Source organism: Paenisporosarcina sp. TG-14, assembly GCF_000297555.1.
Lineage (GTDB): Bacteria > Bacillota > Bacilli > Bacillales_A > Planococcaceae > Paenisporosarcina > Paenisporosarcina antarctica.
Genome location: NZ_AMGD01000006.1, coordinates 16,028 through 31,321, shown reverse-complemented (window position 1 = coordinate 31,321; position 15,294 = coordinate 16,028). Strand labels below are relative to the sequence as shown.

16 protein-coding genes are annotated in these 15,294 nt (G+C 35.1%); 5 read left to right on the top strand and 11 right to left on the bottom strand.

Annotation, left to right across the window (positions count from 1 at the left end; all coding sequences use genetic code 11):
* Position 1 precedes the first annotated feature (1 nt).
* The gene (locus tag C406_RS0102745; protein WP_017379055.1) at positions 2-1,090 is read right to left on the bottom strand and encodes a TRAP transporter substrate-binding protein; all 1,089 of its coding nucleotides are present in this window, start codon (positions 1,088-1,090) and stop codon (positions 2-4) included.
* 628 nt (positions 1,091-1,718) lie between these two features.
* Between C406_RS0102745 and C406_RS0102740 the strand changes: the two genes are divergently transcribed.
* Together C406_RS0102740 and C406_RS21370 are read left to right on the top strand one after the other, a co-directional pair.
* Positions 1,719-2,477, top strand: a complete 759-nt coding sequence (locus C406_RS0102740; RefSeq protein WP_017379054.1) for an IclR family transcriptional regulator — start codon at positions 1,719-1,721, stop codon at positions 2,475-2,477.
* Positions 2,478-2,658: 181 nt separating this feature from the next.
* Complete coding sequence (locus C406_RS21370) at positions 2,659-2,817, top strand: hypothetical protein (protein WP_017379053.1); 159 nt, start codon at positions 2,659-2,661, stop codon at positions 2,815-2,817.
* A 440-nt stretch (positions 2,818-3,257) separates the two neighbouring features.
* On the opposite strand, the gene C406_RS0102730 is transcribed toward C406_RS21370, so the two are convergent.
* The 3 genes from C406_RS0102730 to C406_RS0102720 form a co-directional block, all read right to left on the bottom strand.
* Positions 3,258-4,490 carry an MFS transporter gene (locus tag C406_RS0102730; RefSeq protein WP_017379052.1) on the bottom strand — a complete coding sequence of 411 codons (1,233 nt, stop codon included), beginning with the start codon at positions 4,488-4,490 and terminating at the stop codon, positions 3,258-3,260.
* Positions 4,491-4,502: 12 nt separating this feature from the next.
* Positions 4,503-4,889 (bottom strand): MarR family winged helix-turn-helix transcriptional regulator, encoded by a 387-nt coding sequence (locus C406_RS0102725; RefSeq protein WP_036654050.1) that lies wholly within the window; start codon positions 4,887-4,889, stop codon positions 4,503-4,505.
* A 449-nt stretch (positions 4,890-5,338) separates the two neighbouring features.
* Positions 5,339-6,082 (bottom strand): hypothetical protein, encoded by a 744-nt coding sequence (locus C406_RS0102720; RefSeq protein WP_017379050.1) that lies wholly within the window; start codon positions 6,080-6,082, stop codon positions 5,339-5,341.
* Positions 6,083-6,225: 143 nt separating this feature from the next.
* Here C406_RS0102720 and C406_RS0102715 point away from each other — a divergent pair, with 143 nt between their 5' ends.
* Positions 6,226-7,026 (top strand): ABC transporter ATP-binding protein, encoded by an 801-nt coding sequence (locus C406_RS0102715; protein ID WP_017379049.1) that lies wholly within the window; start codon positions 6,226-6,228, stop codon positions 7,024-7,026.
* Positions 7,019-8,689 (top strand): hypothetical protein, encoded by a 1,671-nt coding sequence (locus C406_RS0102710; RefSeq protein ID WP_017379048.1) that lies wholly within the window; start codon positions 7,019-7,021, stop codon positions 8,687-8,689. Before C406_RS0102715 ends, C406_RS0102710 begins: the two co-directional genes overlap by 8 nt.
* Before the next feature lie 576 nt (positions 8,690-9,265).
* On the opposite strand, the gene C406_RS0102705 is transcribed toward C406_RS0102710, so the two are convergent.
* The 4 genes from C406_RS0102705 to C406_RS0102690 form a co-directional block, all read right to left on the bottom strand.
* A complete protein-coding gene (locus C406_RS0102705; protein WP_192812572.1) occupies positions 9,266-9,475 on the bottom strand; it encodes a hypothetical protein in 210 nt (69 codons plus the stop codon).
* Entirely contained in the window at positions 9,459-9,752 is a 294-nt protein-coding gene (locus tag C406_RS19250) for a hypothetical protein (RefSeq protein WP_017379046.1), read from the bottom strand. Before C406_RS19250 ends, C406_RS0102705 begins: the two co-directional genes overlap by 17 nt.
* Positions 9,753-9,866: 114 nt before the next feature.
* Complete coding sequence (locus C406_RS0102695) at positions 9,867-10,187, bottom strand: hypothetical protein (RefSeq protein ID WP_017379045.1); 321 nt, start codon at positions 10,185-10,187, stop codon at positions 9,867-9,869.
* Between the two features lie 256 nt (positions 10,188-10,443).
* Positions 10,444-10,986, bottom strand: coding sequence for a CBO0543 family protein (locus C406_RS0102690; RefSeq protein WP_017379044.1), 543 nt, complete (start codon positions 10,984-10,986; stop codon positions 10,444-10,446).
* Between the two features lie 318 nt (positions 10,987-11,304).
* On the opposite strand from C406_RS0102690, the gene C406_RS0102685 reads away from it, so the two are divergent.
* Positions 11,305-12,537 carry an MFS transporter gene (locus tag C406_RS0102685; protein WP_017379043.1) on the top strand — a complete coding sequence of 411 codons (1,233 nt, stop codon included), beginning with the start codon at positions 11,305-11,307 and terminating at the stop codon, positions 12,535-12,537.
* 159 nt (positions 12,538-12,696) lie between these two features.
* Here C406_RS0102685 and C406_RS0102680 read toward each other — a convergent pair whose 3' ends face one another.
* Genes C406_RS0102680 through C406_RS0102670 form a run of 3 tightly spaced genes read right to left on the bottom strand, consistent with a single transcriptional unit; the run spans position 12,697 to position 15,285 of the window.
* Positions 12,697-13,317: a malonate decarboxylase holo-ACP synthase gene (locus C406_RS0102680; protein ID WP_017379042.1), complete on the bottom strand. Its 621-nt coding sequence runs from the start codon at positions 13,315-13,317 to the stop codon at positions 12,697-12,699.
* On the bottom strand, positions 13,308-14,996 hold the full coding sequence (gene mdcD / locus C406_RS0102675) for a biotin-independent malonate decarboxylase subunit beta (protein ID WP_017379041.1): 1,689 nt from the start codon (positions 14,994-14,996) through the stop codon (positions 13,308-13,310). The genes C406_RS0102680 and mdcD overlap by 10 nt, the downstream gene beginning before the upstream one ends.
* Positions 14,989-15,285 carry a malonate decarboxylase subunit delta gene (locus tag C406_RS0102670; RefSeq protein ID WP_017379040.1) on the bottom strand — a complete coding sequence of 99 codons (297 nt, stop codon included), beginning with the start codon at positions 15,283-15,285 and terminating at the stop codon, positions 14,989-14,991. Before C406_RS0102670 ends, mdcD begins: the two co-directional genes overlap by 8 nt.
* Between the last annotated feature and the right edge of the window lie 9 nt (positions 15,286-15,294).

Here is a 15,294-nt window from a genome sequence, read left to right as displayed (position 1 = left end):
CTTAATACGGAATTGGATAACCAGCTTCTTCTAAAAGTTTAAATAGATATTCAGCCATTTCTTCTCCTGGATATCCTTTTTCATTTGCGTCTTTAATCCAAGTTGTCCAAGCTTCTTCTCCAAGTAATTTAAAGTTTTCTATATCTTCATCTGAAAGATTAATAAATTCTCCTCGTTCACTAACAAGTTCTTCTAACTTCTTATGAGACGATTGAAGTTCCGTTTCATAACTCGCAGTAATTAATTCTGTTAACTTCGGATTCAATTCTTCATCAAAAATAATTTTTAAATCATCTGGAAGACTTTCATAAAAATCTTTATTAATAATCGGTATTATAGGAGTTACTGATACCGCAAGTTTTGTAATATGAGGTGCTGGTTCATAGTACTTTAAACCTACTGCTCCAATTGGCGTATAGAAAGCAGTATCAATTGTATTCTTTTGAAGTCCTTCATAAGTATCTTCCGTAGCCAAACTAACTGGAACACCACCTAATGATTTAACAAAAGCAATCTCACTTTTTCCATTTACACGCATTTTCAACCCTTCTAAATCCGCTACTGATTTGATTGGTTTAGTAGAAAACAAATCATATCCATCCGTTGCGGTGGGCCCCAATACAACAATATCTGTTAAATCTTTCTTTGCATATTTGTCTCCAAATTCTTGTAATATATTTTCTGCTTCTTCTGGTCCCTCGAAAGCAAAAGGTAAGTTCCCAATTGTATATGGGAAGAATCCAGTGTCATAAAAATAATTCGCAACGATCAACCCTAAATCGTATAACCCACCACTTACATCCTGATAAACTGTACTTGATTTACCTAAAGCACTACCGTGGTATATATTTACTATCACACGTCCATCAGTTTTTTCTTCTACAAGTTCTTTCCATGGTTCGAAAACATTGTAAGCATAGTGATGAGTTGATGAAGTCCAATTGTTTATATCTAATTCAATGACCTCTCCTTTGTCAGCGCTTACATTTACGCTTTCATTTGTACTCTCATCTTCACCACAAGCACTTAAAATCAAAATCGAAATTAAAAGCAAACTTAGAATCATATAAAGCTTTTTTCTTAAATTCATTCTTTCTCCTCCTTTATTTAATATTGGATACAAATAATTCCTCCCCCTCTCTTTTGACAATATTTTAACTAATAATACTAGCTTTAAATTCATAATACCGTTAATCGGTACGGCATACTGATTATCAGTATGTTTGTTTTATATTAACATTAACAATATTTGTTTATCAACCTTTTTTCTGTTTTTTTTGAATATTCTTTATATAAATAATTATTTTAAAAATTATGATCACAAATGAATTTACTCTATTGACTGAAGTTATTAAGTACATAGTTAATCCACTTCAACCGCACATCCATTTTTACATATAAAATAAATTCAAATTATCCTAAAAAATGAATTTGAGCATTACTTGTTGATTGATAGCTATTAATCTAGTAATGTAGTATTTAATAGTTTGGCTATATACTTGAATTTGTCTGCATACTGACAGGGTTAAGTAACCTTTTCATTTTTTATATCTAATCGCCGTAAGCTTTCTTGACCAGTCTACCGAGGTCAAAAGAGTTTACGGCTCTTTATTATTAATATATATCACACTGTTTTATTGTTACTGTGAAAGTTAGATTTTTTTATGTCAGGTATTGTTAACTATATTTATCATTAAAGTGATAGGAGAGGTTAAATCATGTCTAAAGGAGATTCAATGCAAACTATCGATAGAGCAATGAAAATTCTTAAATCTTTTTCTGTTAATGATTCTGAATTATCGTTAGCTGATCTACATCGTAAATTAGGAGTGTCGAAATCAAGTTTACAGAGAATATTAAATACCCTTGTTCTTCAAGGAGTTATAGATAAAGATGAAAAGAAAAAAACATATCAACTAGGATTTGAACTTTATTTTTTGGGTCAGTTAGTTGAAAAAAACTCTCATTTACTATCAACGTCTAAACCATTTATGGAAAAACTAAGAGATGAATTTGGGGAGTCAGTTTCATTAAATATCATTTACCAAAAGAAAAGAAAATGCATAGGTTATGTAGGAGGAGGCCATGAGTTAACGACAATAACCTATATTGGGCAGACTTCTCCTTTATACGCTGGTGCCTCAGCAAAACTATTAATGGCATTCTTACCTTCTGAGGAACTTTCAGATTTGTTAAATGAATTAGAATTCACAAAAATAGCAGAAAATACAATCATGAATAAGGAAGATTTAATGAAAGAACTTACAAAAGTTTACAAGGAAGGCTATGCAGTGAGTTGGGGAGAAAGAGTCAAAGGAGCATTTTCGGTGTCTGCTCCAATAAGAAATCGATTAAACGAAGTAATTGCTGGAGTAACCATAATCATCCCCACCGCCCGGGTAGATGAGCAAAAATTAAATCTATATTTTGAAAATGTTAAGGAAACCGCGTTATTGATTTCAAATAAATTCAATTAGTTTGAATTACTAACTTTAATCATCTACTTCAAAGTAACATAAATAGAAAGACACCTCCAATAATGCTATGAACTGAACCCCGAATAGTGGACACTTTAAAAAAAGTGACTCTATCCAGGTTTTTTTCCATTTATAGACCCGTTATACTTGAAGATAACTATTATGGACGGGAGCTTTTCAGATGAGCAAAATTAGATTCAATGAACATCAAATAAGACAAATTGAATTAAATCCTAATGTGACCTCTTTGTCTGATCGTACAATCCAATTCACTTATGACTTCAAAGTTCGTGCAGTGAAAAAAATTCGGGTAGAAAAGGGCTGTTCAAATCTTTACTGAAAATGGCTTTGACCTTGAGGTTATTGGAACCAAGAAGGTTCAATCATTATTAGCTCGTTGGAGAAAAATATATAATCATGGGGAATTTTCAGGAGGAGCGCAGCGGAAATGCTAGTGCCGGTCGACCTTCTACTAAAGTTTGGCTGCGCAGAAAAGAAGTTATAGAAGGCAGAAGTACGAATCCAATACCTTGAGGCCGAAACACCTAAAATTTCCGAATCGATTGAATAGACAATTCAAACAAGACGAGCTAGGCAAAGTGCTTTTGACTATAGGGAGTTATTTTTCCTACCTTACACCACGCATCGGTCCTTCAAAGTTAAATTTTTTCTATACATCATGAAGAACTTGTTCTCCTCCATTTTTTTCTGGTTATCTTTCTTTCATAATAGTTCCTATAGATATGTGTAAAAAAGAGAGCATTTATAAAGTCCACTAAATTAATTTATTAACCTTACTTTTGAAGCATTGATACTAGCTCTTTCTGTGCTTTCTTTTTTGCCATGCAAGAAATAGTAAAACACAGCAGTTGCTAGAATTACGAAGGTCAAAATGACATACAACGTTCTGTAGCCGCTGATTGGCACGATGAACCCGAGTAAGTATGGTCCGAAACCAAGTCCAGCATCAAGAGCTATGAAAAATGTTGAGGTTGCAAGACCTAAGCGATGTGGTGAAGTCAATTTAATAGCTATTACTTGGGTGCTTGATTGCATATTACCAAAGCCTATACCAATAAGGGCTGCCGCTATGAGAAATGTAATACCTGTGCTTACTGAACTAAGTAAAAACATTCCCGCTGCAAAGATTACGAAAGCAGGATACATGACGAAGTTTGCGCCTTTACCGTCCAGTAAGCGACCAGTAAATGGACGAGTTAACAAGACGGCAACCGCATATACGACAAAGAAGAAGCTCGCTGTTTCCACCAAGTCAATTTCAATAGCATAGAAATTGATGAAAGAAAGGATGCTAGAGTAACAAAAAGCGACCATCATTGTAATGAATGCTATGGGCAAAGCCTTAGGCTCGATAAAATTAGATATCTTGAATCTTTTAGGTTCTTCAACTTTTGTATCCGCTTTTTTTGATACTACTGCTAATTTAGGTACATGTACGAAGAATGCAACGATCAAACTGATGACTCCAAGAAACAGGCAGAAAGCAAATATCATTTGGAAGCTAGTAATTTGACTCATATAAAGTCCTATAAAGGGACCTATGGCGGTAGCAAGCATCGCACTCATGCTGAAGTAACCAATCCCTTCCCCTCTTCGTGTTGCAGGGATAATCTGTGCCACAATTGTTCCAGATGCTGTACTCGCCATCCCGAGTGCCATTCCATGAATCAAACGGTTAAGCAGCAGGAAAGGAAGGCCTAGGTTTATAAAATACAAAAATGTCGTCAAGGTGAAAAATATTAACCCTATAATCAAGGTTCTCTTGCGACCAATCACATCAATAACACTCCCTATATATAGCCGCCCGAATAAGGTTCCGACTATAAAGATTCCTGTAATCAGCCCAGCTTCACTTGTGGAAGCTCCATATTCCATCACAGCATAGACAGCGATGGTCACCATTAATAAATAAAAGATTAGCGTTAATAAGAAATTGACGGAAGAAACAACGATAAAGTTCTTCGTCCATAGTCTTGGTCTTGAATGATTCAATTAAATACCCCCTTACTCTTTTAGATTGATACGTATTTCTTCCATAATGCGGATTGTTTCAAGCTGTTCTTCTTCAGAGATCCCCTTTAAGATGTCTTTTTCAAATTGATCAATTGTCAACCGGACATCCATATATAATTTTCTTCCAAGTTCTGTGAGATGCATTCTTTTTTCCCGTTTATCTTTGCTGGGAATATGCTCTACATAACCCTGTTTTTCTAAACGGTTAATGGTCCGGGTAACTGTGGGTTTCTCCACGCTTTGATAATTAGAAAGCTCCACAAGCGTTGACGAACCATAATTAAATAAGTAGTACAATGTAGTCCATTGCGCTCTGTACAAATCATGCTTGCGCAGTTGTAAATTAAGATGAAGCTCAAAAGGTCGGTATAAAAGCATGAATTGATGAAAGAACTTTCGATATGTAGTTATAATAAACACTCCTTTTAAAATAGTTACCAAAGATAATTATTACCCTAGGTAACTATATAAAGATAACAAAAGTTATTTGGTATGTCTAGTTAATATCGTCCATATACTTATACGCTGTACTTTCTACGTTTCTATGTAATCTATTTCTTTTGTTTGATTAAAAATCAAAGTATGAATTCTTGAAGATGAAACAACAATTTCTAATTATAAGCTCTTCAATAAATTGCATCGATATCCTTCTCCATAGTAATCACCCTGCAGACCTTAACAAGGTTTCCTGCTCTTTAGTTCGTGGTGAACAAAAAAATAGTCGAAGTAAATAAATCACTTCGACCAATTTGGAAAAGAGTAACCTACATTTATTTTATGATGGATAGCTATCATTCATCTATCCAAACTTCATTACAACAGCTCTTTCACTCAAAATAATCCTGTAGTTTCCTTTGCATGTTCTCTTTATGTGTCGCAAATTGCTTATGACGGTTACCATTCGCACCTGATGAATGAGGAAATCCATTTAAAATCGATTCTTTATTAATATGGCCATTCTCAGCAAGATACATTAATACCTTCGATACATTAACTCCTAGTGGAATGATGAGTGGATCATTTAACTTATTAATCTCACCTGCTGTGTAATCAATAATATGCCTTTTTAGTACTTCTGTTTTTAGTATATCGGGTGTGGACCCGCTGTAGTTTTTGCCGTTATAGAAAACAGGATAAGGTAATACCGACATCGTTTGAACCATATGACTAGCTACACCAAAAAGTTCACTCGAAGATGATAACCCCAAATAATGGTTCAATCCAAGTTCGTCCAACATTTGAATTAGGTTTTTCCGCATCGGACCTTCAAAGCTAGAGTTTTTCTTCACTTCATGAAGAATCTCTTCATCCGATAACTGCTGACCCATCACATTCAACACCGTTGAGTAGGATTTCTTCATTTGATGTAAACCTGGAGTAATTCCAACAATCACCACTTTGGCGTTCTCGTTAACGTATTCAAAAGGAGCATAATAAATTTCAAGCTTCTTCTTGTCATCTTTCTCGAGTAAAAATTGGTCATTGATTAATGCATCATCATCAAAGGGGACAGGTATAGACTGGATCAGATTTTTATATGTTTGGAATTTAGAATAATCTGCGATGCTCATGTATGTTTCCCTTCCTATTATTTTTTATAATTATACTAAAGTTTTTTGAAAATGGCAGGATGGACATAACAGGGAATTAAAACCAAATTTCCCATTTGTATATGTTAGAATAGTATTACTATTAATTTTTAGAGGTGAACACAATGAATAGAGGTTCTGAAAAGGTACTTGCTCTTACGGATTTAACCATGAGTTATGGTGGGAAAAATGTATTAAATGGTATAAATTTAGAAGTTTATCAAGGACAAATTATTGGATATATTGGGCCAAACGGTGCGCGTAAAAGCACCACGGTTAAAATTATGCTTGGCTTAATTGATGGATATGAAGGTAAAGTTGAAATTTTTGGACAAGACATTGCAATAGGCGATCATACATATAAACGAAGAATCGGTTATGTACCTGAAAATGCGGAAGTTTATGATAATCTGACGGCAAGTGAATACTTAACTTTCAGTGGTGAACTATACGGGTTAGACCGAAAATATGCAGAGTTGAAAGCATTCAAACTGATGAATCAATTTGGACTTGGAAAAATGTATCACAACAGAATTTCTTCTTATTCAAAAGGAATGAAACAAAAAGTTTTAATTATTTCTAGCTTATTGCACGATCCAGATTTATTGTTTTTAGATGAACCGTTTAGTGGATTAGATGCTAATAGCATGATGATTATTAAAGAGATGTTGTCACTGCTCGCTGCACAAGGAAAAACGATATTTTATTCCTCTCATATTATGGATGTGGTCGAAAAAATAAGCAGTAGAATTATTTTGATAGTAGACGGAAAAATTGTAGCTGACGGAAGTTTTGAAGAATTAAAACTCCAAAGTAAAGAAGGAACACTTGAGGAAATTTTTAATCAGTTAACTGGTTTTAATGAACACAAAAGTATTGCGGAAAACTTTGTTTCGACTATTAGGGATGTACAAAATAATGAATGATTTCAAGTCTTTAAGATTTCTAGACTTATTTAAACGTTTATTTATTATGTTCGGGATTGATTACGAAGTAATGAGAAAAATTCTTCAGATAAAGCTGACTATGGATCAAAGACGTGTGCCCACCATTTTCAATGGAGCGAAGAAATCGGAAGGGAATCAATTTCTTAAATCCTTAGGTTTATATGCTTTTTATGGCTTGATATTAATTCCTTTTATCCTGTTAGGCGAAAATTATATGTTTCAAATGAGTCTTGTATTTGGAATGATTATGTTCATTTTAATGACATCGATGATTTCTGATTTTTCATCAGTATTATTGGACCTTAAAGATAAAGATATACTAAACACAAAACCTGTTAGTAAGAGAACCATTAGTACAGCAAAAACGCTTCACGTAATGATTTATATGTCTCTATTAACGGTTGCGCTTGTGACCATACCATTCGTTATCAGCATAGTGAGTCAAGGGATACTATTTGCTATTATTTTTTTGGTGGAGTTACTATTTGTCTGTATTTTTGTAGTCGTTTTTACCGCTTTAACCTACTTATTTATCTTGCGTTTTTTTAATGGTGAACGATTAAAAGATATCATTAATTATGTGCAAATAATTTTATCTGTGAGCATTTTGATTGGTTATCAGCTTCTAGCCAGATCTTTTGAATTAGTAAATCTAGATATTTCATACACTTTCAGTTGGTGGCACACCCTAATCCCTGCATTTTGGTACGGAGCACCATTTGAATTATTTCTCCATCAAAATTTTTCAAGTCCGATGATTGGTTTTTCAATGCTCGCCATTTGTGTGCCATTACTTTCTTTTTTCATTTATTATCGTTTAATGCCTTCATTTGAAAGCAATTTGCAAAAGTTGTTAACCGATACCGGAACAAGTAAAAAGAAGTGGCGAGGAATAGATGACTTGTGGGCAAAAATTACCTGCTACAGCAAAGAAGAACGTTTATTTTTTCGGTTCGCTACACTAATGATGAAACAAGAAAGACAATTTAAGTTAAAAGTATACCCAGCTCTTGGACTATCAATTGTGTTGCCCATTATCTTTGTCTTTAATGAGCTTAGAATTAAATCATTCACAGATCTTTCTCAGGGGAAAATGTACTTATCACTATATTTTTGCAATCTCATGATTCCATCTATCGTTCATATGCTGAAGTTTTCAGGAAGTTATAAAGGAAATTGGATCTATCGAGCTGCTCCTATAAGCCAAGTATCCGCAATTTACAGCTCAACACTCAAAGCTTTTTTAGTGAAATTGTATTTACCTGTATTCCTAATCATCAGCATTGTATTTCTTTGGATTTTTTCAGTTAGAATTGTTCCAGAGTTATTCGTTGTCTTATTGTCAGGGATTGTTCAAGTACTGATTACGTATAAGATCATTAACAATGAATTCTATCCTTTTTCTCAATCCTTTGAATTTGCACAAGAAACACAAACAGCTAAAAATTTTCTACTTCTATTAATCACCGGACTATTTGTAGGAGGGCATCTGTTAGCTTTAGCGATTCCTTATGGCATCTACATTTACCTGTTCACATTACTCATTGCAACTATTATCGGTTGGGCCATCATTTTCCCTAAAAAAACAGTCGTATTCAATATAAAACAACCAGCTGATGGTTCTGTTGTAACTAAAGTTTAGAAAAATTCATATCTTAGCTGTTGAATGTTCAGCAGCTGTTGGATTTCTAATTGCACTAATTCCTGCTGCTAGTTAGGTTTTTGCGAATGTATTTTAGGAGCACTGTCTACACACTTAAGTACAAACAGTAAGAATGCGAATTCTTTAATTTCTATAGAAACTTCGCTCTAAGAAAGGTTTGGTCTCAATGTTAAGTAGTACTGTCGCCATTTTTAGTACAGTAGTCTCAATTCTTGTAGTTTATTATTATGTGCAGAACCTAGAGTTTGCAAGATATCAATCAAGTAGCGTTAAACTATATGTAGCACGTGCCGGTGTAGGAATAGTACCTGTAATTTTATTATCAACCTCATTGTATTTTCTTTTGAGTCGTTTTTAATAGTTCTGTTTGTCTTTAAGTTTTTTAACCAAAAATACAACAAATAGCAAATAAAGTTATTTACTAAAACCATTTCGATTCCAAATCATTTGAAATCAATGTAGTGAATTATTAAGCACACAACTTTGACGAACTAATAACAATCGGACTCGGAAGTGTTCAAACAAAGAAAAGCTGCCATGTTAAGGCAGCTTTTTCTATTTATTAACAGCAAATCTGATATATATTAAACGTTTTTTTTCATCCATTTCAAGTATTTTTACATCACCTTGTTTTATTAGTGCTTCACCAGTATTCAGGACTTTATTATTATCATCTTTGATATATTCTTCATTAAAAGTAATTACATCATTACTTCTACAATCATAAAGTTTATACCAATAAGGTTTGTTATCTATACCCCACAAAGATAAAATCAAGTAGAAACCCTGAAGCAATCAATAAAATTCCTAGAGAGAAATGGACTTTCTTATCATTTAAACCTATTTTTTCAAACAGCCAAATAAGTAAAGCAACTCCGCCTAAATACTGAATACTGCTGATTAAGTAACTATTTGGGATAAGAAATAACTTAGGAAATGATTGATATATTCCTGCCATTAAGCCTAACAAGAATAAAACCAACGGCATTCTTAATTTCCACTGCATCCAATTCACTTTATTTTCTTTTAAATAATTCTCCATTTTTCACACCTCACTGTCTGAAAGTTAAACTGTCCCCTTATTTAAAAAAACTTATAATATTACTACTTCAATATACTTCCGAAAATGAGTTATATTTGACCTTTTAAGTATCCGTTAGTTTAAGAGATAGGATAGGGAAAAAAATAAAATAAAAAGAACCAAAGTATAAATTACACTTATCTTCTTCGTCTTCCAAAGATCTAATAACTTCTTTGAAGTAAGTAAAAGTAAAAATATTGCAGCTACATTTGAAAGTATCTTGTAATCACTAAATAAACCAGCAATAAAGACTAAAAGACTTAAGAACAATAGAAGTTCCATTAAAATAGATACTGCATTGTTTTTTAATTCCTTTTTTATAACTTTATAATCCATTATCAAGACATATAGGAAAGGAACCACTATAACTAAAAAAATAATTACTTTTAAAAACAATACCCCTCCCCCTTGAATTACTGCTTAGTGTTTTCACAAAATATTATTTGTATAACTGTAATATTCTTGAAAGACATAGCATAATCCTTCTTCAACTAACCTGTTCTGTGAGTAGAAGAGAAATATTTATTTTATTCATTCAATGGTTTCCGGTTAATGTCTTTAATATCTATAGGTTTCCGAGGTCCTTTTATCTACCTTATGAGCACAGTACTTAGTGAACAAAAAAATGATCAAAGTGAATAAGTCACTTCAATCATTTTACGAGAGGAATATTAAAGTAAATTATAACAATCGCACTAAATATCATACAAATTAGCCACACCCAAATTGGTTTTTTTTGATGGATAGCTATCACGGAAAACATAATAAACCAAACCACGACTGACCAAGGGAAGTTCCAGCCATTATGATACGTTATGATTTTTAAGAACACCAAAAAAGTTTCTACTATTGACCAGATAATGACCCATATGAATATATAAACTAGCTGTCGTAACATAACAGATGTTTTTGGATAAAAGGTTAAAAAAAGTAAGATGATTGAAGGGAATAGAAAGAAAATCAATCGAAGTTCGTGCATCATTCGATTATGAAACAAGAAAGTTTCATTATATAACCACAACGGATAATCAATAGTTAAGATGTAGGCAAGAAGACTAAATACGCTAATGAAAAGAATAGTTGGATAGTATTTTCTCCAATTTCTCCAAGTTTTCCAATCACTATAACGCCAGGCCACAAATATGAGTGATACAGTAATAAAAAACGGTGTGTACCAAGCAATTGTATCTAACATTTTATACTCCTTTTCAAAACAAAATGTATGGTGTTACTACATTAAGATACCCATCTTAGTTAAATAACAGTCAAATAAATCCAATTTACTCTGTAACCTAATGTTGATACATATGATTTTTAAATACTATATTTTAAATTTCCCTTAAGCTTCCCTAAACTAGCCAGGAAGTAATCATCATTATTATGTCCTTGGAAAAGGATCAATTCATACTTAAGCAGCCAATGACATCAGTAATATTTATAATAATGTCATTTTTCTTTCTAATTGATTGTTATACTATATTCATCTATTTATTTCGAGAATTGAGGATGTATTATGACAACAGCAAAAACAACTTCATCTTCAATGGTTTCCAATCCAGTCTATCCAATCATTTTTGCGATTAGTGGGGTTCACTTATTGAATGATTCAATCCAATCGGTCATTCCAGCGATGTTCCCTGTCCTTGAAAAAGATCTTGGGCTTACGTTTACACAGTTAGGGTTAATTGCATTTGCGTTGAATATGGTCGCCTCAGTGCTACAGCCGGTCGTCGGTTATCTTAGTGACCTGAAACCCAAACCATATTCACTTCCATTTGGAATGACAGCTTCATTTCTAGGGATTTTAGGACTAGCTTTTGCCCCGGAATATTGGATGATTCTAGTTTCGGTCATTTTTATTGGCCTTGGCTCTGCCATTTTCCATCCAGAAGGTTCCCGCGTGTCTTTTATGGCAGCAGGACATAAAAGAGGTCTATCACAATCCATTTACCAAGTGGGAGGAAATACAGGGCAAGCATTAGCCCCACTTATCAGCGCATTTATCTTAGTTCCTCTTGGTCAAAGAGGCGCTGCTCTATTTTTGCTAGTCGCAGCTCTTGGCATTTTTATACTAATGAAGATTTCAGCTTGGTATAAGGCACAGTTAGAACAAGAAAAATTACTGAATCGTAAAAGAGTGCTATTGTCTTCAATGGCTAATTTAACGAAAAAACAAATAGGTGTCGCACTTGGTCTGTTACTCATGATTATCTTCGCCCGCTCCATTTATGTGACGAATATAACAAGCTTTTATATCTTTCATTTAATAGAATCTTACGGGTTAACGATTCAAAAAGGACAGCTCATCATCTTCTTATTTCTAGCAGTAGGAGCAGTCGGCACATTTTTCGGAGGCCCTTGGGCAGACAAATTCGGACGGAAAAATGTCATCGTATTATCGCTTTTAGTCCCAGTACCATTATGCCTTCTCTTGCCATATGTACCATTATCAGCAGTCATTGTTCTGCTAATACTTATTGGATTTTTCATCATGCTAAGTTTTTCGGTCACGGTGGTTTATGCACAGGAACTTGTGCCGAGTAAGATTGGGACGATGGCGGGACTAACAGTTGGACTAGCTTTTGGTATGGGGGCTATTGGGGCAGTTGTGATCGGTATATTAATGGATCATATTGGTATTTATACGACGATGATCATCATTTCATTTTTACCAATACTAGGACTTGTTGGACTTGCACTACCTCGTGATCAGAAGATGACTTCAGAACCGTACATTTCTAAATGATTATCAGGTGAGAAAAGATTGCAATACAGACTTTTCAACTTCCTTCATTCAAAAGACACCCCCAATCAAACTAATAGTAGATTGGGGGGTCTTTTTGTTAAATGAAATTGTAGTGAATATCGGGAATGAAGAAATATTTTTCCTCCTGTCATTAGCTTATTACCTTAAATCATGTATACTTATTCTCTTTAACATAGGTCCATCCACTGTCCTAAATAGTACTGGTTGTCCTTCCGATGTAGCATATTCACTTAATGAAAAAGCACCTTTCATCGCTTCCATCTGAACATCTACACGAACCTGATTTTTTTTCAATTCCGCTTCTATTTCTTTGGCAATACTAGTAGTGAACCCCTTCGAAAAGCGAATAACAATATCAATATCACTCGATTTCGTTGTCGTTTCTTTCCCACTCGCCAGTTCAAACCCAACACTTCCAACTGGTCCCCAATTGAGTGAATGATTATTCATTAATTTGCTAACTCGTTCCAAATAATTAAAAATTTCTTTAGAATTATCGTTCCATTTCCTTTCTTGCGCTAGCTGTTCCGGTGTAATCCGCCTCACAATTTGTTCTACTGACAAGAAGGCGGCGAACCGTTCATTTCTCTTGGGACCACGTACTCCAACTGGCACAAGTCCTTCACTTACCTTGGCACGCCTCACTACTACAAAAGGTGCATTGGCGATTGACGTTTCAACCCATTCTGGCAATGGTGAATTACTGATCAAATCCGTAACACTTTCAAATTCTAACAAGTCATGTGTATTTAGTTCCACTGCTCACTCAACTTTTCTCTGACTAAAATTGATGCTGCCCTGCCAGATTGAGCAAAATTAGACTTTAACCGTACACTTAAATCAATTGAACCATCCATCCATACGTCTTCAATGGCAAGGTCTATCTCTTTATATATGATGTCCCTCTCTTTTTTCCCAGGAGTGTCTGCTTCTACTCCATCTACTAACGAGGACAGGGCACCTAACTTTTCGAATGACTCAACATCATACGCCATTGCCGGTACTTTTTTCGTAGCAGCTTCCAATTCTTCAAGACTTCTCTGAGTAATCCTAGCAGCCGATTGTTTTGACATGACATGTACATTCACACCATCATCACGTAGTGCAATCAGTCGATTCGCCTGCATACCATGTGACAAAAATGCACCTGATATCGCATTTCCCGGTATGAATGCAATTACTGGATGACCATTTAGTCTTGCTGAAGCATAAGCATCCACCGCGGCTGCACAAGCTTGGTGAATACCGAGAAGTTCTTCATGGTAGCCGTAAGCCTGACCCGGAACATCGACGATTGCTACAATGGTACGCTTTTCACTATTTTGATCCACTTCCATGGCTTCTCGAACATGTTTTGCGATTGACCAACCTTCCTGTAAACCAACTTCACCTTTTCTCGCACGCGGAAAACGATTTTGAGAGTCAGGAACTACGGCAATAAATCGGACTGCTTTCTCTCCAATCATTCTGTCTGCTACTCGAACAGATGGTATATCCCCTATTTCTAAAGCATCTTCACGTAGCAAATCAAACCATTTTCTCCCACGCCCCATGGCTTCTTCACTCTCTAAAATAATCGATTTTTCCTCCTTAACCACTGCATTTTTAGACTCAGCCCAAAGCAACCGTACTTTTTCAGATGACAACCGATGCTCTGGATCGACCAAACTTAAAAATGTTTCGTATCGCCTTACCTGCTCTGTCCTAGGAACAAGAATCGTATCGTCGTTTATATAAGATGAAATCACTTCTATGATAGATTCTATATCATCTTCGATCATAACATCAGCAAAACCAGCAGCGGTCCGCTGTTCTCCTCCAATCGTTCTCCAGATGAGTAGCCTGTCTTTCGAATCAAATTCACGGATACCAGCTTCCTGTTCTATTACTTCCGGACCGTTTAGCCCAAGACGTCCTCCACGAGTCATAATGATTGTGCTGCAAAGACCAGCAGTAATGGACATTCCTCCAAATGCTCCGATTTTCCCAGGAATAACTGCGATAACTGGGACATAACGTCTTAACTCCACAATGGCTGCACAGATTTCAGCGATTGATAGCACACCATAATTTGCTTCTTGAAGTCTAACGCCTCCTGTATCTAACACCAACACAGGGATCGTTTTTGTACCAGCTTTACAATCTTTTAGCACCATTTCAAGTACACCAGCAATTTTCGAACCGGATACTTCACCAATCCCGCCACCCAGGAAGTTTGCCTCTATTGATATGACAACGGCTAGCTGTTTGTTAATTGTTCCTTTAGCAATAATAACTCCATCATCACTTTGCGGTACGATTCCCTGTGGCTCCAAATGAGGGGATTCTAGATCATCCCATGGGCCAAGCAATTCTTTATAGGTACCATTATCTAATATCCCATGAACTCGCTCGCGTCCGTTAGATTCTACAAAACTGGTTTTTAGTGTTCTAATCATTAGAGATTACCTCCAGTGCCTGTTCAAGACGGAGTTTCACTACACCTGGTGTTGCACCGAAGTCGTTTATTTTAACCTTCACTGCAACATCATACTGTGAGAAAAAACGTTGAACAACAGATTCCCAAGTATCTTTATATCCAGTTATTCCTGTTCGAATCGTCACTTCCGTTTGAGAACTACCAGAAGGTTCCATCATAATTTCTAGATCACCCGATCCGACGACACCTACATGTGCAAGGTTATTAATTTTTTTCGTTGCAGGAAACGTGAATGTCATACTTTCCAAATGAAGCAC